Below are 25,964 nucleotides of genomic sequence, written 5' to 3' on the forward strand. Positions count from 1 at the left end.
GCCCGGCATGCTGGGATCCGCTCCCGCCAGGAGTCCGCGACTGGACGGAACTCACCCAAGGATCCGTCAAGGCCGGATGGGTCTTCCCTGGGCTACTGGTGGTGGTTCGGGCTTGTCAGGTGTGCCTGCGTGATTTCCCTCCGGCAGGGTCCTCTCCGGACGGCAGGTCTCCGGGATGGCAGGGGCTGACTAGGCAGGGATTCTGTTGAGGTCTGCCTGCATGGGTGGTGAGGCTTGGCCCCGCTTCGCGGGGCTCGGCGCGCAGCGCCCGGACCGCTGGAATCAGCTCCCGCCAGGAGTACCGCGACTTAGATGGAACCCGCCCCCGGGGATCCGTCAAGGTCGGACGGGTCTTTCCTCGGCTGGTGGTGGTTCGAGCTTGTCAGGTTTGCCTTGGGGTTTCCCTCCGGCGAGGTCCTCTCCGGACGGGCAAGTCTCCAGGATGGCAGGGGCTGAATTGGCACAGATTCTGTTGACTGGTCTGCCAGCGTGGATGGGGGCTTGGCCCCGCTTCGCGGGGCCGGGCGCTGCGCGCCCGGACTGCTGGGATCAGCTCCCGCCAGGAGTACCGCGACTGGACGGAACCCGCCCAAAGATCCGTAAGGTCGGATGGGCTGCTGGTGGTTCGGACTTGTCCGGTTTGCCTAGCGTGGGGCTTCCCTCCGACGGGGTCCTCTCCGGACGGGCAGGTCTCCGGGCTGACCAGGCAGCGATTATGTTGCCTCATCCTGGTGACCACTCGCGGCGAACGGCATCGCCTACGCTGCCCACTCACCGTCCCCGGCACGCCTCTGCCGACATCGTGCTGCCCCGGGCTGCCCGACAGCTTGCATTCTCCTCGAGGTCGGCAACGCCTCGAATGCCTACATCGGCATCACGCCGGTCATCCACGCCATCGCCGGGTCCGGGTCGCGCAGCGCCAGCAGTGACGCGACTGTGGACGGAACCCTGCCCGTCGGACCTGGGCGGATGCGGGGAACGTCACGCCCACCCCGCGCACCGCGCCGGAACGAACTGTGGCACGGTTTGGCGCGAGGCGTGGGCGGGTACAGAGCGCCCATGCCTACCAAAGAAGTCGTCGACTACCAGCTCACCGCTGTCGATCTGTCCGCTGACCAGCGCAGGCGTGCCGTCATCGCGGTCGCGTCCGCGGCTCGGGACGCAGGAGACTGTGCCGGGTTGCTCGACATGCTGGGGCTCAGTGCAGCGGAGGCGTTCCCGGACGTCCCCGCTCCGCGCATGTAGTCGTCAGTCGCCCTGTGGTCTCGTGCTATCCATAGGGGGCACGGGGCGAGACGGGGAGAGATGAGCGACGAGCAGATCATCGCGGGCCGGTACCGGTTGGTCGAACGGCTCGGCAGCGGCGGTATGGGCGTCGTCTGGCAGGCGTACGACGAACGGCTGCGCCGCAAGGTCGCCGTCAAACAGGTGATGGTGCCCGCCGAGCTGACCTCCTCGGAAAGCGAAGAGATGATCCGCCGCACCATGCGGGAGGGGCGGATCGCGGCCCGGTTGCAGCACCCGCAGCTCATCACCGTGTTCGACGTGGTCCAGGACGGCGGGCAGCCGTACCTGATCATGGAGTACCTGCCGTCGAAGAGCTTGTCGGCGCTGGGCCCGCTGCCGCCGGACGAGGTGGCGCGCATCGGCGCCGAGGCCGCCGCCGGGCTGGCCGCCGCGCACGAGGCCGCTGTGGTGCACCGGGACGTCAAGCCCGCGAACGTGCTCGTCGGCGAGGACGGCACGGTCAAGATCACCGACTTCGGGATCGCGCGGGTCACCGAGGACATCGGCGGCACGCTGACCAGCACGTTCGCCGGTACACCCGCGTACCTCGCGCCTGAGGTGGCCAAGGGGGACCCCGCCACCTACGCGTCCGACGTGTACTCGCTCGGCGCGACGCTGTACACGGCCGTCGAAGGGGAGCCGCCCTCCGGGAACGACGCCAACCCGATGGCGCAGCTCTACCGGATCTCGTCCGGGTCGATCAAACCGCCGACCAAGGCCGGGCCGCTGACCGACGTCCTGATGTGGCTGCTCAACGCCGACCCCGAGCAGCGGCCCACCATGGTGCAGGCCCGTGACGCCCTGGCCCACGTCACCTACGAGACACCGGTCTCCGGCATGGCGACCCCGACGGCCGTCCCGATGCCCGCCGCCATCCCGGTACAGGCGCCGGCACCGGCCCTGTCGCCGACGCCGGCGACCGCCGCCGCTCCGGCCGGGGCCGCCGCGCCCGCGCAGCAGACCGGCAGACGTGGGCGTGCCGTCCTGTTCGCGGTCGTCCTGCTGGTCGTCGCACTGGCGGCCGCGGTCGTGACCACCCTGATCAACCGTGGCGGCTCCCCGTCCACCGCGGCGCCGCCGTCGGACGGGACGACCACGACGACGGCCGCGCCGACCACCACGGAACCGTCCGAGCCGTCCACGTCGGACGAGACGACCACGACGACCACCACGACGACGACCACCACGACCACGCCGCAGCAACCCGCCAATCCCGGCGCCGCGATCGCCGCGTACTACGCGATGATGCCCGCGAACCGCGACGAGGCGTGGAACCGGCTGACGCCGCGGTTCCAGCAGAGCCGCGCCCAGGGCCGCGAGAGCTACGACAACTGGTGGGGCTCGGTCCGCTCCGTGTCGGCGTCGGAGATCAGCGCGACCGGGCCGGCGACCGTCGAGGTCACCCTCCTGTACAACTTCAACGACGGCAGCCGTCGCCGTGAGCGGCACCGGTACACGCTGGTCAACCAGAACGGCGCGTGGCTGATCGACACCGCGACCGTCCTGTACAGCAACCCCGCCTGACCGCGCGAGCTCCGCACCCTTCACCCAATCGAGTGATGTGAGTCATCCGCGTACCGCCAGGGACTACTCTTGTTCCCCGATGACAACGCATGCGACATCACCCAGCCAGGTGCCGGTCGGGGTCGATCCCACGCGACCGAGCATTGCCCGCATCTACGGCGGTTTCCTCGGCGGCAAGGACGTCTACGAGGTCGACCGGCAGGTCATGGCCAAGATCAGCGCGGCCGTGCCGGAGGCGGTGGACATCGCGCGGGGCAACCGCGGTTTCCTGAACCGCGCGTGCCGGTTCCTCACGCAGACGGAGATCGACCAGTTCCTGGACTGCGGTTCCGGGCTGCCGACCGCCGAGAACACGCACCAGATCGTGCAGCGCTACAACGACGAGGCGCGGGTCGTCTACATCGACAACGACCCGGTGGTGCTCGCGCACGGGCGTGCCCTGCTGGAGGACAACTTCCGGGTGCGCATGGTCGGCGCCGACATCTTCGAGCCGCGGCAGGTGCTCGAGGACATGACCGTCCGCAGCGTCATCGACTTCTCCGAGCCGGTGGTGATGCTGCAGGTCGGCACGATGCACCACGTCGCGGACGACGCGCGGGCGCCGGAGATCATGCGTGAGTACATCGACGCGCTCGCCCCCGGCAGCTACGTGGTGTTCTCGCACTTCCTCGACCCGGAGACGCCCGAGCTGACCCCGATCGCCAAGCGCATCGAGCACATCCTGGTCAACGGGCCGCTGGGCGCGGGCCGATTCCGCACCCGCGACGAGATCATGGCGATGCTCGACGGCCTCGAACTGGTCGCCCCGAACTCCCAGGACCCGCCCGGCCTCGCACCCTGTGACCTGTGGTGGCCGGACGGGCCCCGGCTCGGCGGGATCAGTGGCGCCGGTCAGTGCATCGTCGGCGCGGTGGGGCGCAAGCCGTAGCCAGCAGGCTCGCGACGACGCTCAACCACACGGCGTGCCGGTGGTCGCCGGTCGCCTCCGTGACCGCGCCCGCCAGCGCGGGCCCGAGCACGGCACCGACGTTCAACGCGACCGTCGCGAACGAACCACCGAGCGACGGCGCGCCCGGCGCGAGCCCGCAGCACCCGCGTGATGAGCGCCGACCCGACACCGAACGACAACGCCCCCTGCGCAGCGGTCGCGGCGAACAACGGCACCGGGTGGGCGCTCACCAGCACGAGCACCAGCCACCCGACGGGCAGCACGACCAGCCCGGCGGTGAGCCACCGGTCCGAGATCCGCGCGGTGACGCCGGCGAACGCGCCGACGCCGAACGCCGCGAGCAACGCGGGCACCGCCCCGGGCGGCAGCCCGGCGGCCCCGGTCGCGAGGACCGCGAGGTAGGCGAACGTCGCGAAGGTGGCGCCGTTGACCAGCGCCCCGAGCAGGAGCGTGCGCCGCAACGGCCCGGACCGCAGCGCCCGGATCTCCCTGGCGAGGTCGACCGCGCGGGCGCCCGCGGGTTCGGCGGGCGCCGACCGGACCACGAACGCGAGCGCGGGCACGGACAACGCGGCAACGGCCCAGAACGCGGACCGCCAGCCGAAGAACTGGCCGAGCAGCGCCCCGGCGGGCACCCCGGCCACACACGACAGGGTCACGCCCCCGACGAGCACGGCCGCACCGCGGGCCCCGACGACGGACATGGCGACGGCGAGAAACCCGGCGTTGGCCACGGCGGCCACCACCCGCGAGCAGAACAACACGGCGAAGTCCGCGGTCACGGCCCCGACGACGTGCACGACAACGAACACGACGAGAAACGTGACCAGCGCGCGACGCCGAGGCCACCGGGCGCTGAGCGCGGCCATGACAGGCGCGCCGACGACCATCCCGACCGCGTACGCGGAGGTCAACGTCGCCGAGACCCCCACAGGAACAGCCAGCTCACGGGCGATGCCGGGCACCAACCCGGACAACATGAACTCGGAGGTGCCCTGCGCGAACACGGCAAGGCCAAGGATGTAGACGAACAACAACGAGCGCTCCAACGGGAGAACGGACGAAGGAAGCCATGTCCGGCCGCCGAGGACGCGCGTCGACGCCACCCCGCACAGGGGTGGTCAGATCAACCGAAACGCCGCCGAACGACCGGCGGCTCCGCTCTGTCCGACTCGGGACTCGTCACGAGACGCACCGTAGCGCTCGGAAGAACCGGGAACCAACCTGATTACGACGGCGAAGCACACCTTGAGCCACAAGCCTCGAGGCGTGGTCACTTCGCCGGGTGGGTGTCCAGCAGCTCCGCCGCCACGTCGGCCGCCGGGGTGACCAGCGCGCTTTCGATGTCGTGGAAGGCCTTCTGCGCCGCGATGGCGGGCCAGTCGTCCGGGAGGTGGCGGACGGGCAGCCTCGGGTCCTTGCGGATCACGCGCAGCCACTCGGTGACGATCGACAGGTGGGCGGCCAGCGGGTCGTCGGCGTACGGCTGGTCGTCCGTCCAGCGGGTCAGGAAGTCTCGGTAGCCGTCCGCGATCGGGGCCAGGTCGTACGCGTCCTCGACGAGCTGGGCGACGTCCGAGTCGACCGTGGCCCGGAAGACCCGCACGTGGGCCGAAAGGCCGAGAGACGCGACGATGTCGTCCACGCGGACGTGGCCCGGCGCGATCCACAGGCCGCCCTGCAGTGGGCCGAAGCCCGCCCACGCGAGCTTGGACCGCAGGTCGTGGCGTTGCCGCTGCCACGACTCGGGCAGGGAGAACCCGAGCAGGGTCCACGTGCCGTCCCAGTCCTCGTTGACGGCTCCGGTGCGCCAGATGCGGGTGTGGCCGTCTCGGAGCACCTCCTCCGCGGTGGGGGTCAGGCCGAAGTACATGCGCCTGCCGTCCTTCTGCCGGTACAGCAGGCCTCGGTTGACCATGCGCGTGAGGGTGGACCTGGTCGCGTGTTCCGACACGCCCAGCCTGCCGAGCACCTCGATCACGCTGCCCGAGAAAACGCACAGGTCGCGGTCGTACAGGTAGTCGCCCAGCAGCGTGAGCATCAGGGACTGGGGGCGTACCGTCACGGCGGCAATATTAGGCAGTTTCTTGACGACCGCAACTCTGACGCCTAACTTTGGGAGCGCTCGCATCGCGTACGAGGAGGTACCGTGCGTCGACTTCTTCCTGCCCTGGCAGCGTTTCTCCTCATCACGGCCACCGCGTGTGGCGACGACAGCGGCGGCGCTGACGACCCCATCCGGGTCGGCCAGATCGTCTCCCTCACCGGCAACTACTCACCGCTCGGCAGCGAGAACAAGAAGTCCGTCGAGCTGGCCGTCGCCAAGGTCAACCGCGCGGGCGGGGTCCTGGGACGGCGGCTCGAGGTCGTCGTGAAGGACGACAAGAGCCAGCCCGACCAGTCCGTGCTCGCGTTCAACGACCTGCGTGGCGACGACGTGGCGGCGGTGATCGGATCGCCGTTCTCCAACTCCGCGCTCGCGACGATCCCCGTGGTGGACCGGGAGGAGATCCCCTACCTGTCGCTGACGCCCGCGGACGAGCAGGTCGATCCCATCCACCCGTACGTCTTCGTGGTGCCCGCGACCTCCGGCACGTACGCCGAGCGGATCCTGCAGTACCTCGAGGCGACCGGGGTGTCCACAGTGGCCGTCGCGCACGACACGCGCAGCTCGTACGCGGTCGCGGGCCACAAGGGCATGCGGGACGGCGCGTCCCGGCACGGCATCGAGATCGTCGCCGACGAGGAGTTCCAGACCGGCGCCACCGAGTTCGGCTCGGTGTTCGGGCACGTCCGCGGCTCGAACGCGCAGGCACTGGTCGTGTGGGCGACCGGCGCGCCGGCGGTGGCGCTCACCAAGCAGTACGCCAGCGCAGGCCTCGACATCCCGCTCGTGCTGACCGGCGCGCAGGCCAGCAAGCTGTTCCTCGACCCGGTCGGCGCGGCAGCGGAGGGCACGATCGTCGCCAGCTCGATCGGCGTCGTGGGGCCGGAACTGCCCGACGGCAGGCAGAAAGCCGCCATCGACGAGCTGACCACCGCGTTCACCGACGCGCACGGCTACCCGCCACCGCAGTTCGCGCAGGACGGGTGGAGTGCCGTGCACCTGCTGGTGGCCGCCATCGAGAAGGCGGGCAGCACCGAACCCGAGGCGATCCGCGCCGCGCTCGAGGGCCTGAAGCTGGTCACGCCCAACGGCGAGTACGCCTACGGCAAGGACGACCACGCGGGGCTCGGTCCGCGGTTCATCTCCGTCAACACCGTCACCCAGGGCGCGTTCAAGCCCACCGAGTGGGCGGGCGAGCAGCTGGCCGAACTGGCGGGGTGACGCCGTGATCCTGCGGGCGAACGGGCTCCGCCGCTCGTTCGACGGGGTGTTCGCCGTGCGCGACGTCGACCTCGAGGTCGCGCACGGCGAACTGCGGGCCGTCATCGGACCGAACGGCGCGGGCAAGTCCACCCTGTTCAACCTGATCGGCGGACAGCTGCGCGCCGATCAGGGCACCGTGGTCTACGACGGGACCACCATCGACCGGCTGCCGCCGCACCGCAGGGCCGCAGCCGGGATCGCCGTCGTGTTCCAGGGCGCACGCGTGTTCACCGGCATGACCGTGCTGGAGAACGTGATGGTCGGCGCGCACGCGGGCACCCGCGCCGGGTTCGGCGCCGCGATCACCCGGCTGCCCCGGCACCGCCGCGAGGAACGGGAGATCCGCGCGCGGGCGCTTGAATGCCTTGCCAGGACGGGACTCGCGGACTGGGCGGACCGCGACGCCGGTGCGCTGCCGCTCGGCCAGCAGCGGGTGGTGCAGGTGGCACGCGCACTGTGCGGGCGGCCGAAGCTGCTGCTGCTCGACGAACCCGCCTCCGGGCTGCGCGCACCGGAACGGGCGCGGCTCGCGGACCTGCTGGCCGAGCTGCGCACCGAGGGGATCACGATGCTGCTGGTCGAGCACGACGTCGCGTTCGTGACCCGGCTCGCCGACCGGGTGACCGTGCTCGACCTCGGGCAGGTGATCGCCGAGGGCACGCCCGCGCAGATCCGTGCCGACGACCGGGTCGTGGCCGCGTACCTGGGGACACCGGCATGATCGACATCCACGATCTCGTCGTCCGCTACGGGCCCGCCACCGCGCTGGACCGGGTCAGCCTCACCGTCGGCGCGGGCGAGATGGTCGCGCTGGTCGGCCCGAACGGCGCCGGGAAGTCCACAGTGGTCAACACGCTCTCCGGCATCCTCAAGCCCGCGGCGGGCACGGTCACCGTGCGCGGGCGGCTCGCGCACGTGCCGGAGGGCAGGCAGGTGTTCGGCGACCTCACCGTCGAGGACAACCTGCGCCTCGGCGGACGGCGCTACAAGCAACGCGACACCGGTCCCGTGCACGCGATCCTGCCGCGCCTCGCCGAGCTGCGGCACCGCCGCGCGGGCACGCTGTCCGGCGGCGAACAGCAGATGGTGGCGGTCGGCCGTGCGCTGATGAGCCGCCCGGACGTGCTCGCGGTCGACGAGCTGTCCCTCGGTCTCGCCCCGCTCGTGGTGGCGGACCTGGTGCGGCACCTGCGGGAGCTGAACGAGACCCGGGGCCTCGCGGTGCTGCTGATCGAGCAGAACGCGCGGCTGGCGCTGGAGTTGTGCACGCGTGCGTACGTGCTGGAGGCGGGCCGGATCGTCGCGGCAGGTCCGTCGGACGAGCTGGCGGCCGGGGTCGCGGCCGCCTACCTGGGAGGCCCGGCGTGAACGACCTCCCCGCCTACCTCGTCACCGGGCTCGGCACCGGCTGCGGGTACGCGCTCGTCGGCAGCGGGCTCGTCGCCGTGTACCGGGTGACGCGCGTGGTGAACTTCGCGCAGGGCGCGTTCGCGGTCGTGGGCGCGATGTGCGCGGCGTCGTTCCTGACCGCGCTCCCCCACGGCCTGGCGGAACTCGCCGCGGTCGCGGTCGCGGCACTCGTGGGGCTGCTGGTGGGAATGGTCGCGCTGGCTACCGATCCGCGGTCGGCGCTGATCGTCACGCTCGGGCTGTCGGTGTTCGCGTACGCGGTCGAGGTGCTCGTGTGGGGCGACCAGCCGCGCTCGTTCGCTGGCCTGCCGGGCGCGGTGGCGATCGGCGACGCCCGCGTGCAGACCCACTACCTGCTGGTCATCGGCGTCACGCTGCCGGTGTTCGCCGGCATGGCGTTGTTCTTCACGCGCACCGGCACCGGCAAGGCGCTGACCGCGTGCGCGTCGAACCCGTACGCGGCGCGGGTGGTCGGGATCGACGTGCGGCGCATGGGCCTGCTCGCGTTCACCATCGGCGGCGCGCTGGGCGGACTGGCCGGCGTGCTGGTGACGCCGGTCCAGCAGATCACGTTCGACGCGGACGTCACGCTGATCGTGAACGGGTTCGCCGCCGCGATCCTCGGCGGGCTCACCAGACCCGCGGTGACGCTGGCGGGCGGACTCCTGCTGGGGGTCACGCAGGCGCTGGTCGCGGGCTACGGCAACGCGGCGCACCAGACGGACGTGGCGCTGGGGCTGATGATCGCCGTGATGGTCTGGCGCGCGGCCCGCCGTCCGGTGGAGGAGCCGGCATGAAGGTCCTGATCGCGGCTCTTGTCACGCTCGCGCTGCCGGTCTTCCTCGACGACGAGCAGATCGGCGTCTACGTCCTCGCCGGGCTGGCCGCCATGGTGACCGTCGGGTTGTCGCTGCTCATGGGGCAGGCCGGGCAGATCTCCCTGGGACAGGCGTCGTTCTCCGCGATCGGCGCGTACACGGCCGGGCTGCTGAGCGTGCACGGCACCCCGCCGGTGCTCGGCCTCCTCGCCGCGCCGGTGGTGGCCGCCGCGTTCGCCGCGGCGGTCGGCGTCGGCGTGCTGCGGCTGCGCGGGCACTACCTGGCGTTCGCCACGCTCGCCATGCAGCTGATCCTGTTGTCCGTGCTCGCGCAGTCCACGTGGGCCGGTGGCGCGATCGGCCTGCAGGGCATCCCGCAGCTGCTGGACGGCGACGGCGTCCAGTACGCGTACGTGACGTGGACCGGGCTGGCGCTCGTGCTCCTGGTGGCGCACAACCTGGTGCGGTCGCGGCCGGGCCGCGGGCTGCGCGCGCTGGCGACGTCGGAGGTCGCGGCGGCGGCGAGCGGGGTGCCGGTCGGGCGGTACCGGCTGGCGGTGTTCACGCTGTCGGCCGCGTTCGCCGGGCTGGCGGGCGGGATCTACGCGTTCTACCTGGGGTACCTCGGGCCGGGTTCGTTCCCGGTGCTGCTGTCGGTCGAGTACGTGGTGATGGCGGTGGTCGGCGGTCTCGGCACGCTCGCCGGCGGGGTCGTCGGCGCGGTCGCGATCGTGCTGCTGGTGCAGGTGCTGAACGAGCTGGGCACGAGCCCCGGCATGCCGAGCTACGCGCCGAGTGTCCTGTCGTACGCGGTGTACGGGCTGCTGCTGGTGGTCGTCGTGCTGTGGTTGCCGCGCGGGATCGTGCCCGCGCTGCGCAGGAAGGAGCGGACGTGAAGACCCTGCTCGCGGCCACGCTGGTGGCCGGTCTGCTGTCGCCCGTCGCCGCACCGTCCCATGTGGAGGGTCGGCTGCCGAGCGGCGCGACGTACGTGATGGACGTGCCGGCCGATTGGAACCGCACGGTGCTGCTGTACAGCCACGGCTACACCCCGGACGGCAGCCCGAACCCCGCGCAGAACGCGCCGGACGACGCGCTGCGGTCCGCGCTGCTGTCGCGGGGCTACGCGTTGATCGGCTCGTCGTACGCGGAGACGGGCTGGGTGCTCGAACACGCCCTGCCCGACCAGCTGTCCACGTTGGACACCTTCGTGCACCGGTTCGGCAGGCCGGCGCGCACGATCGCGTGGGGCACGTCGCTGGGCGGCATGATCACCACCGGGCTGGCGGAACGGCACGGCCACCGGTTCGCGGGCGCGCTCGCCATGTGCGGCCTCGAACAGGGCGGCGTCGCGAACTGGAACAACACGCTGGACGCGGTGTTCGCGGTGCGGACGTTCTTCGGCGACCCGTCGGTCCCGCTGGTGAACCTCCCCGACCAGGCGACGGCCCTGGCGTCCGTCGGCGCGCTGACCGCCGGGATGGCGGCCGCCCAGGCCACCGCACAGGGCCGGGCACGGACGGCGCTGGCGGCGTCCCTGCACAACCTGCCGTGGACGGCGGGCTACGAGCCGGTGTACCAGGCACTGCGCGGCACCGTCTACGTGGGACTGTCGTGGCGGCAGGAGGCTGAGACGTGGGCGGGCGGGAACCCGTCGTGGAACACGGGGGTCGACTACGCGCGGATGTTCGCGCGGTCGGCGTTCCGGGACGAGGTGATCGCCATGTACGAGCAGGCCGGGCTCTCCCTCGCCGACGACATCGGACTGCTGAACCGGGCGCCCCGGATCTCGGCGACGCCGTCCGCGGTGCGGTACGTCCAGCGGAACCTGACCTTCACCGGCCGCCCGGCGACCCCGCTGCTCACGATCCACACGACCGGGGACGCCCTGGTGCCGGTGCAGGTGGAACGGGCGTACGCGGAGGCGGTGCACGCCGAGGGGCGGAACCGCCTGCTGCGGCAGGCTTTCGTGGACCGGGCCGGGCACTGCGCGTTCACCGCCGGGGAGATCCTGGCCGCGCTGCGGGCGGTCGAGCGGCGCGCGGTGTCGGGCCACTGGCCGGACACGGGCCCCGCGGCGCTGAACGCGGCCGCTGAGCGGCTGGACCCGGCCGGTGACCACGCCTACCTGCGGTACCGCCCCGCGCCGTACCCGCGACCGTTCGAGAACCGATAGTGCGAGGAGGAGACACCGTGGACCTGACCGGACGGGTAGCGATCGTCACCGGCGCCGGGCGCGGGCTCGGCTTCGCCTACGCGTCGGCGCTGGCGAACGCGGGCGCGGCGGTGGTGGTCAACGACGCCGACACCTCGGCGGCCGCCGGTGCGGTGGCCCAGATCGCGGGCTCGGGCGGCAAGGCGGTGGCCGAGCCCGGCCCCGTCGGGCCCGCCTCGACCGCGGACAAGCTCGTCGCACGCGCGGTGGCGGAGTTCGGCCGCCTCGACGTGCTGGTCACCAACGCGGGCGTGCTGCGGGACCGCATGCTCTGGCGCATGTCCGACGACGAGTTCGACACCGTCGTGGACGTGCACCTGCGCGGCACCTTCACGTGCGTACGCGCCGCGGTGCGGCGCATGCGGGACCAGGGCGACGGCGGCAGGGTCATCGTCGTCGGCTCGCCCGCCGGGCAACGCGGGAACGTCGGCCAGACCAACTACTCCGCCGCCAAGGCGGGCATCGTGGGCATGGCCCGCACCTGGGCCATGGAGTGCGCCCGCGCGAACATCACGGTCAACGCGGTGATCCCGGTGGCCGCCACCGCCATGACCGCGACCATCCCCGCGTTCGCCCCGCACGTCGAGGCCTGGCAACGGGACGGCACACCGCTGCCCGCGTGGCTGCGCACCGGCGAGGGGTTCGGGGTGCCGGACGACGCCGCGGGCCTGGTCGTCTTCCTCGCCTCAGCCGGCTCCGGCGACGTGACCGGCCAGGCGATCGGCGTCGGCGGCGACAAACTCTCGCTCTGGACCCACCCCGAGGAGGCTACAGTCGCCTACCGCGACGGCGGCTGGCCCGCCGACGACATCGCGGCGATCTGGGGAGCAGCCATGAGAAGGACGACGAATGCGTGACCAGGGCATCGGGTCGTGGCCCGCGCGACGGACGCGGATGTCGCCGGACCGGGTCGCCGCGGTGCACGGCGGCCGGGAGCTGACGTACCGCGAACTCGCCGAGCGGGCGACGCGGGTGGCCCACGCGCTGGCGGCACTCGGCGTCGGCAGCGGTGACCGGGTCGCCTACCTGGGCCCGAACGAGCCGCGGTTCCTCGAGACCATGTTCGGCACCGCCATGCTGGGCGCGATCTTCGTACCGCTCAACACCCGGCTGGTGGGCCCGGAGCTGGACTACATCCTCACCGACTGCGGCGTCTCCGTGCTCGTGCGGGCGACCGGCCACACGCTGATGGCCGGCGTGCCGCACGTGCTCGACCCGGCCGCGTACGAGGACCGGGTCACGGCCGCGCCCGCCACCCCCGTCGACGAAGTGGTGGCGCCCGACGACGTCGCGCTGATCATGTACACGTCCGGCACGACCGGCAGCCCGAAGGGCGCCGCGCTCTCCCACGCCAACATCCACTGGAACACGGTGAACGTGCTCATCGACGTGGACATCGCGCACGACGAGGTGACGCTCGTGAACGCGCCGATGTTCCACGTGGCGGCGCTCAACCAGACGGTGCTGCCGACGTTCCTCAAGGGCGGCACCGTGGTCCTGGACTCCTTCGACCCGGCGCGCACGCTCGAGACGATCGCCCGCAGGCGCGTGACGTACCTGTTCGGTGTCCCCGCGATGTTCCAGGCGGTGGCGGACAGTCCAGGGTGGACGGACGCGGACCTCTCCTCGGTGCGCACGCTGATCTGCGGTGGCGCGCCGGTGCCGGAAAGCGTGATCACCACCTACCAGCAGCGGGGTCTGGTGTTCCTGCAGGGCTACGGCCTCACCGAGTCGTCGCCGAGCGCGTTGTTCCTGCGCGCGGCGGAGAGCACCGGCAAGGTCGGCTCGGCGGGCACCCCGTGCTTCTTCACCGACGTGCGGGTCCTCGACGCGGACGGCGCGGACGTGCCACCGGGTGTCCCCGGCGAGGTGGTGCTGCACGGGCCGAACGTGATGGCCGGCTACTGGGGCAAACCAGCCGAGACCGCCGCCGTGCTGTCGCCCGACGGCTGGCTGCGCACCGGCGACATCGCGGTGTCCGACGAGGACGGCTTCCTCTACATCCGCGACCGCGTCAAGGACGTGATCATCTCGGGTGGCGAGAACATCTACCCGGCCGAGGTCGAGGACGCGTTGCACCGGCACCCGTCGGTGCGGGACTGCGCGGTGATCGGCGTGCCGGACGAGCGCTGGGGCGAGGTCGGCCGCGCGATCGTGGTGGCCCGCGACGAGGTCGAACCGGCGGACCTGCTCGCGTTCCTCGACGGCCGCATCGCCCGGTACAAGATCCCGAAGTCGGTGGTCTTCGCCGACGACCTGCCGCGCACGGCGTCCGGGAAGCTGCTGAAGAGCGCGCTGCGCACGACCTACGGGGAGCGGCCATGACCACCACCGTGCACGGCCTCGACGAACTGGCGGCGCTCGCGGGCACCACGCTCGGCCCGACGGAGTGGCACGAGGTGACCCAGGACCAGGTGCACACGTTCGCCGACGCGACCGGCGACCACCAGTGGATCCACACCGACCCGGTCCGGGCCGCGGACGGCCCGTTCGGCGGCACGATCGCGCACGGCTACCTGACGCTGTCGCTGATCATTCCACTGTGGACCGGCCTGCTGGACCTGCGCGGCGTCCGCACGCGGGTGAACTACGGGCTCGACAGGGTCCGCTTCCCCGCGCCCGTCCCGGTCGGCGGCAAGGTCCGGCTGACCGCCGCCGTCGCCGCGGTGGACCGGCTGACCGAGGACGCCGTGCAGACCGCGGTGGACTTCACGGTCGAGGTCGCCGGCAGCGAGAAGCCCGCGGTCGTGGCACGCGCCCTGTACCGGTACTACGCCTGATGCCGCACACCGGTCGGTGATCGCAGCTCGCGGTTCGCCTCGGCCAGCTCCGCCGCGACCGCGCGGCAGGCGGCGCAGCCGGCGAGGTGGCGGGTGAGGGCGGTGACCTTCCTCGCCTCGAGACCGGCGCGCAGCCACGGCCCCATCCGCTCGCGCGCCGCCTGGCAGCGCGGGTCGCTCGCCTCGGGCACCTGCGCCTGCAGGAACGCCTTGCGCAGCCCCTCGCGGGCACGCACCGCGAGGGCCGACACCCCGTTGGGTGAGAGGCCGAGCGTCGGCGCCAGGTCGCTCGGGTGCGCGCCGTTGACCTCCATGTGCCACAGGACGGCCCGCCACCGCGGCGGCAGCTCGCGGAACGCCTCCCACAGCACGCGTTCCCGCCACCGCCCGACCACGATCTGGTCGCACGGCGTCACCTCGGCGTCCGCGGCGGCCTCGGCGCCGGCGCCGTAGCGGTCGACGCGGCGTTCGCGCTGCCAGTGGCTCGACGCGAGGTTGCGGATGGCGACCAGCAGGTAGGGCCGCAGGTCGTCGCGCGGTCCGCCGCCGCCGAGGATCGCGACGAGCACCCGCACGAACGCCTCGGCGACCAGGTCCTGCTGGTCGGCGTGGTCGCCCGCGCAGAGCTGCGCGGTGCGGCGGGCCGGTTCCTCGTGCTTGCGGTACAGCTGCGCGTAGGCGTCGACCTCGCCACGGCGGACGGCGGCGATCAACGGCTCGTCGGATATCGGTGCGTCACCGTCGGATGACATGGGCACTCCCCCACCCTGAAGATACGGGGTACACCATTGTACCCGGTACGGGGATGTACCGGTAATCGGAACGCGCTAAGGTCGCCGTGTGACGTCCTCACCAAGCGGTCGTCCCCGCGATGGCCGGGCGGCGCGGTGGGCCGGTCAGCGGGAGCGCCGCCGCAACGCGTTCGTCGACGCGGCGCTGGAGGCGATCGCCGAGCACGGCCCCGACGTGACGACCGAGCTGATCGCGGAGGCCGCGGGCGTTGCGCGCACGCAGGTCTACAAGCACTTCGCCGACGCGACCGACCTGCACAACGCGATCGCGGAGCGTGCGGTGGCGCTGATCACCACCGAGCTGGCGCCGCTGTGGGACCTGTCCGGGACGCCGATGCAGATGATCGACAAAGCGGTCGGCTCGCACATCCGGTTCCTGTCGGAGCGCAACAACCTGTACCGCTACCTGAACGTGCGGAACGCGATGGCCGACGTCAAGACCACCATCGGCAAGCACCTGACGCTGCTGTTCGAGCACTACCTGACGCTGTTCGGCATCGACGCGCGGATCGGGGAGACGGTCGCGTTCGCCATGGTCGGCATGGTCGACGCGAGCACGGCGCGCTGGCTCGACAACCCGAGGGACATGGACGAGGCCGAGCTGTCGGCGGTGCTGGCGCGGTGGGTGTGGCGGATCCTCGACGACCTGCTGCGGGAGAACGGCGTGGTGCTCGCACCCGACGCGCCGCTGGCCACGCCGGACCTGAAGTTCAGCCCCTGACGCCGGTCAGCCGTCTGCCTCGGTCTCCTCGTCCCACTCGAAGCCGAACTCGGCCGCGAGCGCGTCGAAGATGGGCGTGTCGAACTCCTCGGTCACCGTCTGCTGCGGCATGACTTGTCCCTCCATTTCGGACCCCTCACCGGTGCCAGTCGCCGCGACGGCGATCGTGACGCGATGATCGGGTCACCGGCGGCGTATTTCCCCCGCGTGGGGGAGGTCAAACCTGTTCGCGGGCAGATTGTGGGTGGGTGTGGCAGGGCCACCGTTCTCGCTGGTCCCGGCGCTAGCCTCGATGACGTGGACAACGCGATCGGTGCGTTCCTGCGGGCGCGGCGCGAGCTGGTGCGGCCCGAGGACGTCGACCTCGAGCCGGGCGGGCGGCGCCGGGTCAGCGGCCTGCGCCGCGAGGAGGTCGCCATGCTCGCCGGCGTGAGCGGCGACTACTACGTGCGCCTCGAGCAGGGCCGGGAACGGCACCCGTCGGCGCAGGTGGTGGCCGCGCTCGCGCAGGCGCTGGCCCTGGACGAGGACGCCACCGCCTACCTGCACGAGCTGGCCCGGCCCCGCCCTAGGCCGACGGCCCGGCGCAGGCGGCGGGAGCAGGTCAGCCCGGTGCTGACGAGCATGATGGCCACGTGGACGACCACACCGGCCGTCGTGCTGGGCCGGTGCCTCGAGGTGCTGGCGGCCAACGACCTCGGCCACGCCCTGTTCGCCGGTCACACACACAGCGACGACCTGGTGCGGCTGGTGTTCCTCGACCCCGGCGCGCGTGACTTCTACCCCGAGTGGGAGCGCGTCGCCGTCAACACCGTCGGCGGGCTGCGTGCCGCGGCCGGCCTCGACCAGGACGACCCGCGGCTGATCGAGACCGTCGGCGAGCTGTCGGTCAAGAGCGCGGACTTCCGCAGGCTGTGGGCGCGTCACGACATCCGGCAGAAGAAGAACGAGACCAAGCGGTTCCGGCACCCGCTCGTCGGTGAGCTGACGCTGTCGTACGAGGCGCTCACCGTCAACGGCGCACCCGGTCAGCAGCTGGTCGTCTATCAGGCCGAACCCGGCAGCCCGTCCGCGGCGGCGCTCGCCCTGCTGGGCAGCCTGACCGCGTAACCCCCGTCCGATCCGGACGCCGCGTGCGCGCACGTGGCGCGCTGAACCCTGCCCTGATCAAGGAGAACCGACATGAAGATCGTCCTCGTCACCGGCGCTTCGAGCGGCATCGGTCAGGCCACCGCGCTGCGGCTGGCCGCCGACGGGCACCACGTGGTCATCGGCGCGCGCCGCGAGGAGCGGCTCGCCGAGCTGGCGGGCAAGATCCGCGCCGGCGGCGGGTCCGTGGAGGCCGTCCGCCTCGACGTCACCGACCGCGCGGACGTCGCCGCGTTCACCGAGGGGGCCGTGGCCCGGCACGGGCGGGTGGACGTCGTCGTGAACAACGCGGGCGTCATGCCGTTGTCCCGGCTGGACTCGCTGCTCGTCGACGAGTGGGACCGCATGATCGACGTGAACGTGCGCGGCCTGCTGCACGGCATCGCCGCCGCACTGCCGCAATTCCAGCGCCAGCGCAGCGGCCACTTCGTGACGGTCGCGTCGATCGGCGCGCACCAGGTGGTGCCGACGGGCGCGGTGTACTGCGCGACGAAGTACGCCGCGTGGGCCATCACCGAGGGCCTGCGCCAGGAGGCGGACCCGAGCATCCGGGTCACGACCGTCTCGCCGGGCGTGGTCGAGTCGGAGCTGGCGGACACGATCACCGAGGCGGGCGCGCAGGAGATGATGCGCACCTACCGCGCGGAGACCATCCCTCCGTCCGCGATCGCCGACGCCATCGCGTACGCCATCGACCAGCCCGCGGACGTGGACGTGAACGAGCTGGTGATCCGCCCGGCCCGGCAGCGGTGAACGCGGTCAGACCACGATGTCGAGGCCGCTGAACAGCGCGCGGCCCAGGGTGGTCGAGTGCGCACAGGCCACGACCCCCACGTCCGGTGCCGCAGCCGCGGACGGGACGGTCGCGGTGCCCACGCGCCGCCAGGTGGCGCCGCCGTCGGTGCTCACGTCGCCGGTGAACGTGGTGCCCTGGCGGGTGAGCCGCAGTCGCGCCGGGTACGGGGTCGGGTTCAGCTCCAGCCGGGCCACGGCGTCGAGCGTGCCGTCCTCGTCGGCGTCCCACAGGAGCAGGAAACCGTTGGCGGGCTTGGCGACCAGCGCGACGTACCCGGTGGAGCGGGTGCCGAGGTCGTTGCGGAACACCAGGCCGGCACGGGCGCTCGGGTCGGTCGCGGCCTGCGCGACCAGGGTCACCGACGCGGCCGTCGCGGCGACGTCCGGCCGGAAGATCGCGCCGTACTCGTCGACGCCGGTCCACATGTCGCGCCCGCCGGTGAGGACCGCGAGCTGGTCGCCGCGTTGCCCGAAGTACGCCTCGGTGGTCGCGGCGGTCCGCAGCGGCGCGACCACCGGCTCGGCGACCGTGACCGTCCTCGCCTGCTCGAAGGAGACCGCCTGACCGTCCACTGTGTACCTGGCGGTGGCGGCGAGCCGCCCCGGTTCGAGCAGTTGCGCGGGCGGAACGGCGGTGACCGTCCAGTCCGCCGCGAACGTGGCGCCCGCGGCGAGCGACGGCGTGGTCCGCTCGCCCGGCGTGACGGTCCAGCCGGGAGGGGCGGTCAACCGCAACGCCACCGAGGACACCGCGACGCCCTCCCGGTTCGCGACCGTCGCGGCGACCGCGAACGGCGTGCCCGCCGCGGGCGCGCCGGGTGCGTCGAGCGTGACCGGACCCTGGTTCGGCGGCCAGGTCAGCACCATGCCGTCGGCGAGCAGCGCGCGTCGCAGCGCCGGGTAGTCGACGTCCTGCACGGCCCGCCCGTCGGCGAGCGCGAGGTGCGCGGCACTGGCGGCGGCGTGGCCGAGCAGCATGAACACCGGCTCCATGCGTGCCGACCCGAACGCGATGTGCGACGCCGAGAGCGCCACCGGCACCACGAGGTTCGCGCACTCACCGCGGCGCGGCACGATCGCGCGGTAGGAGATCCCGTACGGGCCCGCGGGCGCGACCTGCACGTCGCCCTCGTTGCGGGCCACGCCGTTGATCACGACGCGGGCGCAGTTGTGCGAGTCCATCGTGTACGAGGCGAGGCCGACGGGGTCCGGCGCGGTGCGAGCCCAGCGGCAGTCGTGCTCGGTGACCACGTAGTCGGCGACCATGCGGCGGCCCTCGCGGATGTACAGCTCGTGCGGCCAGCCGCCGGTCTCCGCGAACTCGTCGGCGGGCAGCCCCCACGCGCTCACCTCGGCCCGGATCGCCGCGGGCACGGCGGGGTCGTTCGCCAGGTAGTGCAGGAGACCCTGCTGGTAGGTGACGTGGTCCTGGAAGATCCGCTCACGTTCCAGGTAGCCGGCCTCGGGCCAGCGGTGGTTGCGGCCGATGTTGTCGGTGCTGACGGCGCCGTTGTTGTTGAGGTCGGTCTTCCCGTTGGGCATGGGGGTGTTGAGGCGCAGCGCGTCCCACACCCCGGCGGCGATGTAGCGGCGCAGGAGCTCGTAGCGGGCCGGGTCGTAGCCGGGTGGCCGCGGGAACGGCCGCCGGTCGGCCGCTTTGGTGAGGCAGACGCGGAAGTTGTAGGCCTGGATGCGCTGATCGCCCGCGCCGGTGTTGCCGACGGGGTCGCCCTGGACACCCGGCAGGAGACCGCTCGTGGGGTCGCCCGGCGTGCGGTAGGGGTCGACGGCGCGCTGGAACTGGTGCCCGGAACGGACCTGGACGCCGTTGAGGGTCTCGCCGTGGACGGCGTTGCCCTCGCGGCCGACCGTGTAGGTGACGCCCGCCTTCGCCATGAGGTCGCCCTCGTAGGAGGCGTCGATGTAGACCGCCGCGCGGAACACCTTGCCGTTCTCGGTGCGCAGTGCGGTGATCCGGCCACCGGCCATGTCCACTGAGGACAGCCGGTGCTCGCGGAAGACCTGGACGCCCGCCTCGGCGACCCAGGCGTCGAACACGGCCTCCGCCACGTGCGGTTCGAAGCCGAAGGCCTCCGGCTTGCCGTAGTGCGCGCCGACGCGGCGGTAGAACTCGCGGGACAGGCCGCCGATGGCCTCGATGCGCCCGGAGTCGGTGGCGCCGAGACCGGAGGAGGTGAGCCCGCCGAGGTGCCGCCCGAAGACGACGAGCGCGACGGACCGCCCGTGCCGCGCGGCCCGCACGGCGGCGGTGACACCGGCGGAGGTGCCGCCGTGCACGCAGACGTCGGTGCGGATCTCCCCCGGCGCGGGCGAGACGGGGTAGTAGTACTGCAGGCCGGGGGCCCTCGGGCCCGCTTCCGCCGTGCCGGTGGCGGAGAGGAGGACCGCCGCCGCACCGGCCCCCGCGATCGCCGTTCGCCGGGAGATTTCGAGGTCCATGGATCCGCCTTCCGCCGCCTTCGCCGGGCACGCAGCCTTTCGCAACGTAACAACGAAAGTACGTTCAGTATCAACAAAAGTTGCGGGAGCGAAGCGTCAGCTCAACCAGGTGTGCAGCGCCCACCACCAGCGCAGGGTCTCCGGGACCGTGGTCGGCGCCGGGCGGGCGCCGGTCAGCTCGGCGAGTTTGCCCAGCCGGTACCGGACCGTGTTGGGGTGCACGTGCAGCGCCTCGGCGGTCTGGTCGAGGCGCTGCCCGTGGTCGAGGTACGCGATCCCGGTGCCCACGAGCTGGCGGTGGAACGGATCGGCGCGGTCGAGCGCGCCGAGGTACGCCGACGCCAGCAGCTCGGCCAGCAACGGTTGCGCGGCGAGCGCGGTCTCGCCCGCGAGGTCGGTCAGCTGGCGCACCCCGCGCAACCCGGGCACGGCCGTGACCGCCGTCAGGCACAGGTCGTACCGCGACCGCACCTCGCCGAGCGGGGCCGGGGGCGCGACGACCACGAGGTCCGGCACGTCCGCCAGTGCAGGCGCCCGCACCGACAGGCCCGCCAGCCGTCCTTCCACCAGGCCGAAGACGCCGCCGGACGCGGCCAGCCGACGTTCGAGCGTCCTCGCGCGGACCGGGTCGGCGACATCGGTCAGCACGCAGTGGTACCGCCCGTCCGGGCGCAGGCCCGCCCGCGCGATCTCCTCGTCGGCGAGGTCCGCGCCGTGCAGGAGCCTGCGCAGCACGTGGGTGTGCGCGTCGCGGGCGGTGAGCTCCGCGCGGTGGTGGCCGCTGATCACGTGCCGCTCCAGCGCACCCGCGTACCGGCTGAACCGCACGAGCGCCTCGAGCATCACCTGCGGTGGGACGCCGGCCGCGTTCGCCTGGGCGACCGCGATGTCCACGGCACGGGTCCGGCCCGCGTGCACGCCCCGCAGCAGCGCCTCGAGTGGGATGCCCTGCGCGGCGCGGTCCGCGCCCAGCGCCTCGGCCGCCGCGAAGACCTCGTCGGCGGGTTCTGCCGGGTCCTCGACCGCGGCGATGGCGGCGGCGACCACGACCGCGATGTGGCGGCGGTTCTCGGCCTCCGGCAGGCGCGCGACCTCGGGCGACGCCTCGCGGGCCGCGGCGACCACCTCGTCGACGAGCGCCGGATCGGCCGCGAGGGACTTCAGCACGACCCCGAGTGCGTCCATCTGCACCGCCTTGTGCGCGAACCACAACCGGCGTGGTGCGCGTTGGCGGTCGCCGCCTACCGCGGCCGCGCGGCCCGCTGGTTTGCTGAGAGCTACCGAACGGTAACACTCCCCTGCCCGGAGGCTCCGATGTCGTGGCGTCCCCTGCTCGCGGCGGCGCTCGCCGCCGTGTCGATCACCGCGTTCGCACCCACCGCCCCCGCGGATCCGCTGCGGGAGGTGCTGCTCGTCGGCAACAACTGGGAGGGCACGGCCGACGTCGTGGCCTCGACCCCCGACCTCACCAGGATCGGCCGGATCGACGTCGTGCCGGACAAGGACGAGCGGCTGCGCGAGATCTACCTCAACCCGGTCAAGCTCGCCTACTTCCTCGGCATCCGGGAGACCGTCGGCGAGGGCCACGACCAGTTCGTCGACGACATGTACACCACGCCCGACGGGTCCGCGGTCGTCGTGTCGCGGCCCAGCTTCGCCGACGTCGTGTCCATCGACCTCGCCGACGGCGGCGTGAACTGGCGCTTCCCGGTGTCCGGCTTCCGCGCCGACCACATGGCCGTCTCCCCCGACGGCACCAAGGTCGCCGTGTCCGCGTCGACGTCGAACACCGTGCACGTGCTGGACATCGTGACCGGCAGGCAGCTCGGTTCGTTCCGCACCGGCGACAAGCCGCACGAGAACGTGTTCACCGGCGGTGGCCGGTACGTGTGGAACATGTCCATCGGCGAGGTCAACACCGCGCTCGACGACCCGGCGCTGGACTGGACGAAGGGCGACCGTCGCATCACCGTCGCCGACGCGACCACGTTCGCGCAGGTCAAGGTGATCGACATGCGGCAGCGGCTGGACGCGTTCGGCCGCCGCGACCTGTCCGACGCCGTGCGCCCAGCCGTGTTCTCCCCGGACGGGTCGAAGCTGTACTTCCAGGTGTCGTTCTACCACGGGTTCCTCGAGTACGACGTGGCGACCGACCGGATCACGCGCGACAAGACGCTGCCGAAGAACCCCGCGACCAGCGAGGACCGCACCACGTGGATCAACGACTCGCGCCACCACGGCCTGTCGATGAACCCGTCGGGCACGAAGCTGTGCGTGGCCGGGACCATGGACGACTACGCGACCGTCGTGGACCGGGCGACGCTGGCCGAGGGCCCGCTGGTGACGGCGTCGAAGCCGTACTGGGCGACCGTGTCCGGCGACGGCCGCGCGTGCGTGATCTCCGAGAGCGGCGCGGACCGCGTCACGTCGATCGACTTCGCGACCGGCAGGAAGATCGCGTCGGTGCCGGTGGGCGACCACCCGCAGCGCGTGCGCCTCGGGCACGTCCCGGCCGGCTGGACCGGGACGGCCTAGGCGGCGTCCGCGTCCGGGAAGGACGCCTTGTAACCCAGTGACGTGAACATGCCCGACAGCATCTGCCGGGTGTTGCGTTCGGCGCGCGCGGTCAGGCCGGCTTCCTTGGCCGCGTCGCCGATCCGCTTCTCGGCGAGGACGTACAGCTCGCGCTGGTCGGACTCCTCGAACAGCGACTTGATCCGGTCGAACGCGCCGCGGTCCTGCGAGTACAGGTAGGTGTGCTCCTGGTCGATGTTCGGCTTGGCGAGCTTCGGGTCGGGCAGCCGGACCTCGACGGTCTTGCGCTCCTCGTCGACCGTCAGCGCCTTCTCCGACAGCGTGCCGAGGTCGACGTACGCGCTGACCGAACCGCGCGCGACGAACAGCGCGCGGTTCCCGGCGATGAAGTCCGGCACCCAGGCCACGTCGTGCTCGACGTCGACGACGACCTGGAAGTCGCCCTCGGCCGCGTGGTACTGGCTCAGGTCGCGGACCGACTGGAGCATCGCGGGCCCGGTGCGGTCCTTCGTCTCGGTCGTGAAGGGGTTCAGCGAGGGCACCTGGGCGACCAGCCACATCAACGCGGCCACCACCACGACCACGACCAGGACCACCCGGCCGACCTTCCACAATGGACTGTCCGGCACGACGACCTCCCGTCTAGGGTGCCTGTCGTGATCGAAACCGACCTGCGCGTTCCCGACGGGCGGACGCTGCACACGTACGACACCGGGCAGGGCGACCTCGTCGTCTTCTGGCACCACGGAACACCCAACACGGGGCTACCCCCTGAGCCCCTCTTCGAACCAGGGTTGCGCTGGGTGTCGTACGACCGGCCCCGGTACGGCGGATCGTCGGCTGCTCCGGACCGCGACATCGCGTCCACGGCGGCGGACACCGCGGCGGTCGCGGACGCGCTCGGCGTCGGGACCTTCGCCCTGCTGGGCCATTCGGGTGGTGGCGCGCACGCGCTCGCGTGCGCCGCGCTGCTGCCGGACCGGGTGCGCGCGGTCGCGTCGATCTCGTCGATGGCCCCGTTCGACGCGCCCGGCCTCGACTGGTTCGCGGGCATGGGCCCGACCAGCGCGGCGACCCTGCGCGCCGCGGCGGCGGGCCGGGCCGCGCGCGAGGCGGTCGAGGGCGGCGACCCGGACTTCACGGCGGCCGACTGGGCGGCTCTGGCGGGCACGTGGTCGTGGCTCGGCGAGGTCGTGCGCCCGGCACTGGCGGGCGACCCGTCGGCACCGGTCGACGACGACCTCGCCTACGTCCGCCCGTGGGGCTTCGACCCGGCCACCATCACCGCGAAGACGCTGGTGGTGCACGGCGCGGACGACCGCCTGATCCCCGCGGCCCACGGCGAATGGCTGGCACGGCACATCCCCGGCGCGGAGCTGCGGCTCGTGCCGGGGGCAGGGCACATCTCGGTGCTCGACCACGCTCAGCAGGTGCTGGCGTGGTTGCGGCTCAACTCTGGGTGATCTCCACCTTGTCCGGGTAGAAGGCCACGTGGTCGGCGATCCCGGCGACCGCGGGGTACGGGGTGCGGTAGGTCCAGATGGCGTCCGCCAGCTCGCCGTCCGGCGTGACCAGCGTGTAGTACGACGCCTCGCCCTTGTACGGGCAGTAGGTGCTGGTGTCGGTCGGCTTGATGAGGGCCGGGTCGACGTCCGCCAGGGGGATGTACTGCACGGGCGGGTAGTTCGACTCCTGGAGCACCAGGGCGGCGGTGGTGTCGGCGACGACCTGGTCACCGACCCGGACGGTGACCCGTGCCGGGTTCTTCTCGACGGTGATCGGGTGGTCCGGGCCTGGCGTCTTCATCTCACGGGGCATACCTACCTCAAGTCCCGGCGGGCGCGAGTTGTTCCCGGGGTCCACCGATGCGGTGACGCGCGGCCACCGCGTGCCCGCCCGCCGTGCGCTGGCCTTAACCTTGTGCCGCGCGGGGACGTGACGAACGGCGGTGTTGGTGCGCGGGATCGACTACTACGAACTGCTCGGCGTGACGCGCGACGCGTCGTCGTCGGAGATCAGGTCCGCGTACCGGGCGCTCGCGAAGGCCATGCACCCCGACACCGGGGGCACCGCGGGCGCGTTCCGGCTGCTGCGCGAGGCCTACGACACCCTCACCGATCCCGAGCGGCGTGCCGACTACGACCGCGGCGACGAGGACGAGCCGTACGAGCCGGAGCCGCCGCCCGCGCGCACGCGCAGACCCCGGCCGGTGTCCCGGCACGTGCCCGCGTTGCCGGTCATCGAGCCCGGCGACATCCCGTGGTGGGACGAGGTGCGCCGGGAACGGCAGGTGGTGCTCGAGCCGACGAGCGGTCCCAGCAGGACGGTCACCCTGATGGCGGCTGGCGCGACCGCTTTCGTTGTGCTAGCAATGGGTCTCCTCGGCGCACCGCTCTGGCTGTTGATCTTGTTCCTGCTGGTCGGGGGCGCAGCGACCGTCGAATGTGGACGGCGGAACCTCGCGGCGCTGCGCGTGGACAAGGAGTTCACCGCGGAGTTCGGCGACCGCAAGGTGTTCGGGTCGCCGGGCCAGGAGGACGACGAGGTCGCCGAACGCCTGACGGCGGAACTGCTCGCGCGGTACCTGACCCGCATCCCGGGTGTCCGCGTCTGCCACGGACTCGCCGCCGAGGAGGGTTCGGTGTTCGCCGACCTCCACCACGCGGTGCTGTGCGGGCACCGGCTCGTGCTCGTCGAGTCGAAGTCGTGGCTGCCGGGGCACTACGACGTCGACGCGTCCGGCGCCGTGCTGCGCAACGGGCACCCGTTCCGCGGCGGCACGGTGAACCTGCCCGACCGGCTCGCCGCGTACCGCGCGTTGTTGCCCGACGCGGAAATCCGTGGCGCACTGCTGATCTACCCCAGCCGAGCAGGAACGATCACCGTCGGCGACGGCATCGGGCACACACCGGAGCGGTTCGTCGCCGAGATCGGCGGGTGGCTCGCCGCCGATCCGTCCACTGTGGATCGCGAGATGTTCGCCACGCTGCTGCGCCAGGTCGTGTCGCCCGGCTGATCAGCGACGTTGTCGCGAACCGGGGGTGGTAACGCGGAATTCCCCGCACAGGGCCAAAGTTCGCTAGTCCGTTTGCGGTAGAGTCTGCTGCGCTTTCCGGCCCGGCGCGCGCCGGTTCGCGTTCGCCTCCCCTCGCACAGGAAG

Annotated in this window: 24 protein-coding genes and 1 pseudogene; 18 read left to right on the forward strand and 7 right to left on the reverse strand. The window is 72.3% G+C overall.

The features are described 5' to 3' along the window. Nucleotides 1–1,059 precede the first annotated feature (1,059 nt). The 3 genes from ACYQ77_RS30150 to ACYQ77_RS30160 all read left to right on the forward strand — a co-directional run bounded on the left by ACYQ77_RS30150 (nucleotide 1,060) and on the right by ACYQ77_RS30160 (nucleotide 3,739). Nucleotides 1,060–1,245: a hypothetical protein gene (locus tag ACYQ77_RS30150; RefSeq protein WP_459717097.1), complete on the forward strand. Its 186-nt coding sequence runs from the start codon at nucleotides 1,060–1,062 to the stop codon at nucleotides 1,243–1,245. 60 nt (nucleotides 1,246–1,305) lie between these two features. Then, complete coding sequence (locus tag ACYQ77_RS30155) at nucleotides 1,306–2,811, forward strand: serine/threonine-protein kinase (protein ID WP_459717098.1); 1,506 nt, start codon at nucleotides 1,306–1,308, stop codon at nucleotides 2,809–2,811. A gap of 79 nt (nucleotides 2,812–2,890) precedes the next feature. Continuing rightward, nucleotides 2,891–3,739, forward strand: a complete 849-nt coding sequence (locus ACYQ77_RS30160; protein ID WP_459717100.1) for an SAM-dependent methyltransferase — start codon at nucleotides 2,891–2,893, stop codon at nucleotides 3,737–3,739. Here the strand turns inward: ACYQ77_RS30160 and ACYQ77_RS30165 are convergent. After that, nucleotides 3,690–4,740, reverse strand: a pseudogene (locus tag ACYQ77_RS30165) (MFS transporter). The gene ACYQ77_RS30160 and the pseudogene ACYQ77_RS30165 overlap by 50 nt on opposite strands. 293 nt (nucleotides 4,741–5,033) lie before the next feature. Beyond that, entirely contained in the window at nucleotides 5,034–5,825 is a 792-nt protein-coding gene (locus ACYQ77_RS30170) for a PaaX family transcriptional regulator (RefSeq protein ID WP_459717102.1), read from the reverse strand. Between the two features lie 84 nt (nucleotides 5,826–5,909). On the opposite strand from ACYQ77_RS30170, the gene ACYQ77_RS30175 reads away from it, so the two are divergent. Genes ACYQ77_RS30175 through ACYQ77_RS30215 form a run of 9 tightly spaced genes read left to right on the forward strand, consistent with a single transcriptional unit; the run spans nucleotide 5,910 to nucleotide 14,353 of the window. Beyond that, on the forward strand, nucleotides 5,910–7,088 hold the full coding sequence (locus ACYQ77_RS30175; RefSeq protein WP_459717103.1) for an ABC transporter substrate-binding protein: 1,179 nt from the start codon (nucleotides 5,910–5,912) through the stop codon (nucleotides 7,086–7,088). 4 nt (nucleotides 7,089–7,092) lie between these two features. Further along, a complete protein-coding gene (locus tag ACYQ77_RS30180; RefSeq protein WP_459717105.1) occupies nucleotides 7,093–7,851 on the forward strand; it encodes an ABC transporter ATP-binding protein in 759 nt (252 codons plus the stop codon). Further along, complete coding sequence (locus tag ACYQ77_RS30185) at nucleotides 7,848–8,498, forward strand: ABC transporter ATP-binding protein (RefSeq protein WP_459717107.1); 651 nt, start codon at nucleotides 7,848–7,850, stop codon at nucleotides 8,496–8,498. Before ACYQ77_RS30180 ends, ACYQ77_RS30185 begins: the two co-directional genes overlap by 4 nt. Continuing rightward, the gene (locus ACYQ77_RS30190) at nucleotides 8,495–9,337 is read left to right on the forward strand and encodes a branched-chain amino acid ABC transporter permease (protein ID WP_459717109.1); all 843 of its coding nucleotides are present in this window, start codon (nucleotides 8,495–8,497) and stop codon (nucleotides 9,335–9,337) included. The genes ACYQ77_RS30185 and ACYQ77_RS30190 overlap by 4 nt, the downstream gene beginning before the upstream one ends. Continuing rightward, nucleotides 9,334–10,254, forward strand: a complete 921-nt coding sequence (locus tag ACYQ77_RS30195) for a branched-chain amino acid ABC transporter permease (RefSeq protein WP_459717111.1) — start codon at nucleotides 9,334–9,336, stop codon at nucleotides 10,252–10,254. The genes ACYQ77_RS30190 and ACYQ77_RS30195 overlap by 4 nt, the downstream gene beginning before the upstream one ends. Next, nucleotides 10,251–11,534, forward strand: coding sequence for a DUF6351 family protein (locus ACYQ77_RS30200; RefSeq protein WP_459717113.1), 1,284 nt, complete (start codon nucleotides 10,251–10,253; stop codon nucleotides 11,532–11,534). The genes ACYQ77_RS30195 and ACYQ77_RS30200 overlap by 4 nt, the downstream gene beginning before the upstream one ends. Nucleotides 11,535–11,551: 17 nt before the next feature. Further along, nucleotides 11,552–12,430: an SDR family NAD(P)-dependent oxidoreductase gene (locus tag ACYQ77_RS30205; RefSeq protein WP_459717114.1), complete on the forward strand. Its 879-nt coding sequence runs from the start codon at nucleotides 11,552–11,554 to the stop codon at nucleotides 12,428–12,430. After that, nucleotides 12,423–13,898 (forward strand): acyl-CoA synthetase, encoded by a 1,476-nt coding sequence (locus ACYQ77_RS30210; protein ID WP_459717116.1) that lies wholly within the window; start codon nucleotides 12,423–12,425, stop codon nucleotides 13,896–13,898. Before ACYQ77_RS30205 ends, ACYQ77_RS30210 begins: the two co-directional genes overlap by 8 nt. Then, the gene (locus ACYQ77_RS30215) at nucleotides 13,895–14,353 is read left to right on the forward strand and encodes a MaoC family dehydratase (RefSeq protein ID WP_459717118.1); all 459 of its coding nucleotides are present in this window, start codon (nucleotides 13,895–13,897) and stop codon (nucleotides 14,351–14,353) included. Before ACYQ77_RS30210 ends, ACYQ77_RS30215 begins: the two co-directional genes overlap by 4 nt. On the opposite strand, the gene ACYQ77_RS30220 is transcribed toward ACYQ77_RS30215, so the two are convergent. Beyond that, nucleotides 14,344–15,105 (reverse strand): sigma-70 family RNA polymerase sigma factor, encoded by a 762-nt coding sequence (locus ACYQ77_RS30220; protein ID WP_459717120.1) that lies wholly within the window; start codon nucleotides 15,103–15,105, stop codon nucleotides 14,344–14,346. The genes ACYQ77_RS30215 and ACYQ77_RS30220 overlap by 10 nt on opposite strands. Before the next feature lie 88 nt (nucleotides 15,106–15,193). Here ACYQ77_RS30220 and ACYQ77_RS30225 point away from each other — a divergent pair, with 88 nt between their 5' ends. From ACYQ77_RS30225 to ACYQ77_RS30235, 3 genes are all read left to right on the forward strand, one after another. Beyond that, nucleotides 15,194–15,865, forward strand: coding sequence for a TetR/AcrR family transcriptional regulator (locus ACYQ77_RS30225; RefSeq protein ID WP_459717122.1), 672 nt, complete (start codon nucleotides 15,194–15,196; stop codon nucleotides 15,863–15,865). Between the two features lie 297 nt (nucleotides 15,866–16,162). Next, entirely contained in the window at nucleotides 16,163–16,975 is an 813-nt protein-coding gene (locus tag ACYQ77_RS30230; RefSeq protein ID WP_459717123.1) for a helix-turn-helix domain-containing protein, read from the forward strand. 72 nt (nucleotides 16,976–17,047) lie between these two features. Continuing rightward, complete coding sequence (locus ACYQ77_RS30235) at nucleotides 17,048–17,767, forward strand: SDR family oxidoreductase (protein WP_459717125.1); 720 nt, start codon at nucleotides 17,048–17,050, stop codon at nucleotides 17,765–17,767. A gap of 6 nt (nucleotides 17,768–17,773) precedes the next feature. On the opposite strand, the gene ACYQ77_RS30240 is transcribed toward ACYQ77_RS30235, so the two are convergent. Together ACYQ77_RS30240 and ACYQ77_RS30245 are read right to left on the reverse strand one after the other, a co-directional pair. Beyond that, entirely contained in the window at nucleotides 17,774–20,269 is a 2,496-nt protein-coding gene (locus ACYQ77_RS30240; RefSeq protein ID WP_459717127.1) for an FAD-dependent oxidoreductase, read from the reverse strand. 96 nt (nucleotides 20,270–20,365) lie between these two features. Beyond that, nucleotides 20,366–21,454 (reverse strand): PucR family transcriptional regulator, encoded by a 1,089-nt coding sequence (locus ACYQ77_RS30245; protein ID WP_459717128.1) that lies wholly within the window; start codon nucleotides 21,452–21,454, stop codon nucleotides 20,366–20,368. A gap of 129 nt (nucleotides 21,455–21,583) precedes the next feature. Between ACYQ77_RS30245 and ACYQ77_RS30250 the strand changes: the two genes are divergently transcribed. Continuing rightward, nucleotides 21,584–22,804 (forward strand): YncE family protein, encoded by a 1,221-nt coding sequence (locus ACYQ77_RS30250; protein ID WP_459717130.1) that lies wholly within the window; start codon nucleotides 21,584–21,586, stop codon nucleotides 22,802–22,804. Here the strand turns inward: ACYQ77_RS30250 and ACYQ77_RS30255 are convergent. Then, nucleotides 22,801–23,433: a DUF4230 domain-containing protein gene (locus ACYQ77_RS30255; protein WP_459717132.1), complete on the reverse strand. Its 633-nt coding sequence runs from the start codon at nucleotides 23,431–23,433 to the stop codon at nucleotides 22,801–22,803. The genes ACYQ77_RS30250 and ACYQ77_RS30255 overlap by 4 nt on opposite strands. Nucleotides 23,434–23,460: 27 nt before the next feature. On the opposite strand from ACYQ77_RS30255, the gene ACYQ77_RS30260 reads away from it, so the two are divergent. Then, nucleotides 23,461–24,267 carry an alpha/beta fold hydrolase gene (locus tag ACYQ77_RS30260; protein ID WP_459717133.1) on the forward strand — a complete coding sequence of 269 codons (807 nt, stop codon included), beginning with the start codon at nucleotides 23,461–23,463 and terminating at the stop codon, nucleotides 24,265–24,267. On the opposite strand, the gene ACYQ77_RS30265 is transcribed toward ACYQ77_RS30260, so the two are convergent. After that, nucleotides 24,254–24,610 carry a DUF427 domain-containing protein gene (locus ACYQ77_RS30265; RefSeq protein WP_459717135.1) on the reverse strand — a complete coding sequence of 119 codons (357 nt, stop codon included), beginning with the start codon at nucleotides 24,608–24,610 and terminating at the stop codon, nucleotides 24,254–24,256. The genes ACYQ77_RS30260 and ACYQ77_RS30265 overlap by 14 nt on opposite strands. Before the next feature lie 142 nt (nucleotides 24,611–24,752). Here ACYQ77_RS30265 and ACYQ77_RS30270 point away from each other — a divergent pair, with 142 nt between their 5' ends. Next, nucleotides 24,753–25,820 carry a J domain-containing protein gene (locus tag ACYQ77_RS30270; protein WP_459717136.1) on the forward strand — a complete coding sequence of 356 codons (1,068 nt, stop codon included), beginning with the start codon at nucleotides 24,753–24,755 and terminating at the stop codon, nucleotides 25,818–25,820. The last annotated feature ends 144 nt before the right edge of the window (nucleotides 25,821–25,964 follow it).

The sequence above is a fragment of the Actinophytocola sp. KF-1 genome, from assembly GCF_054661535.1.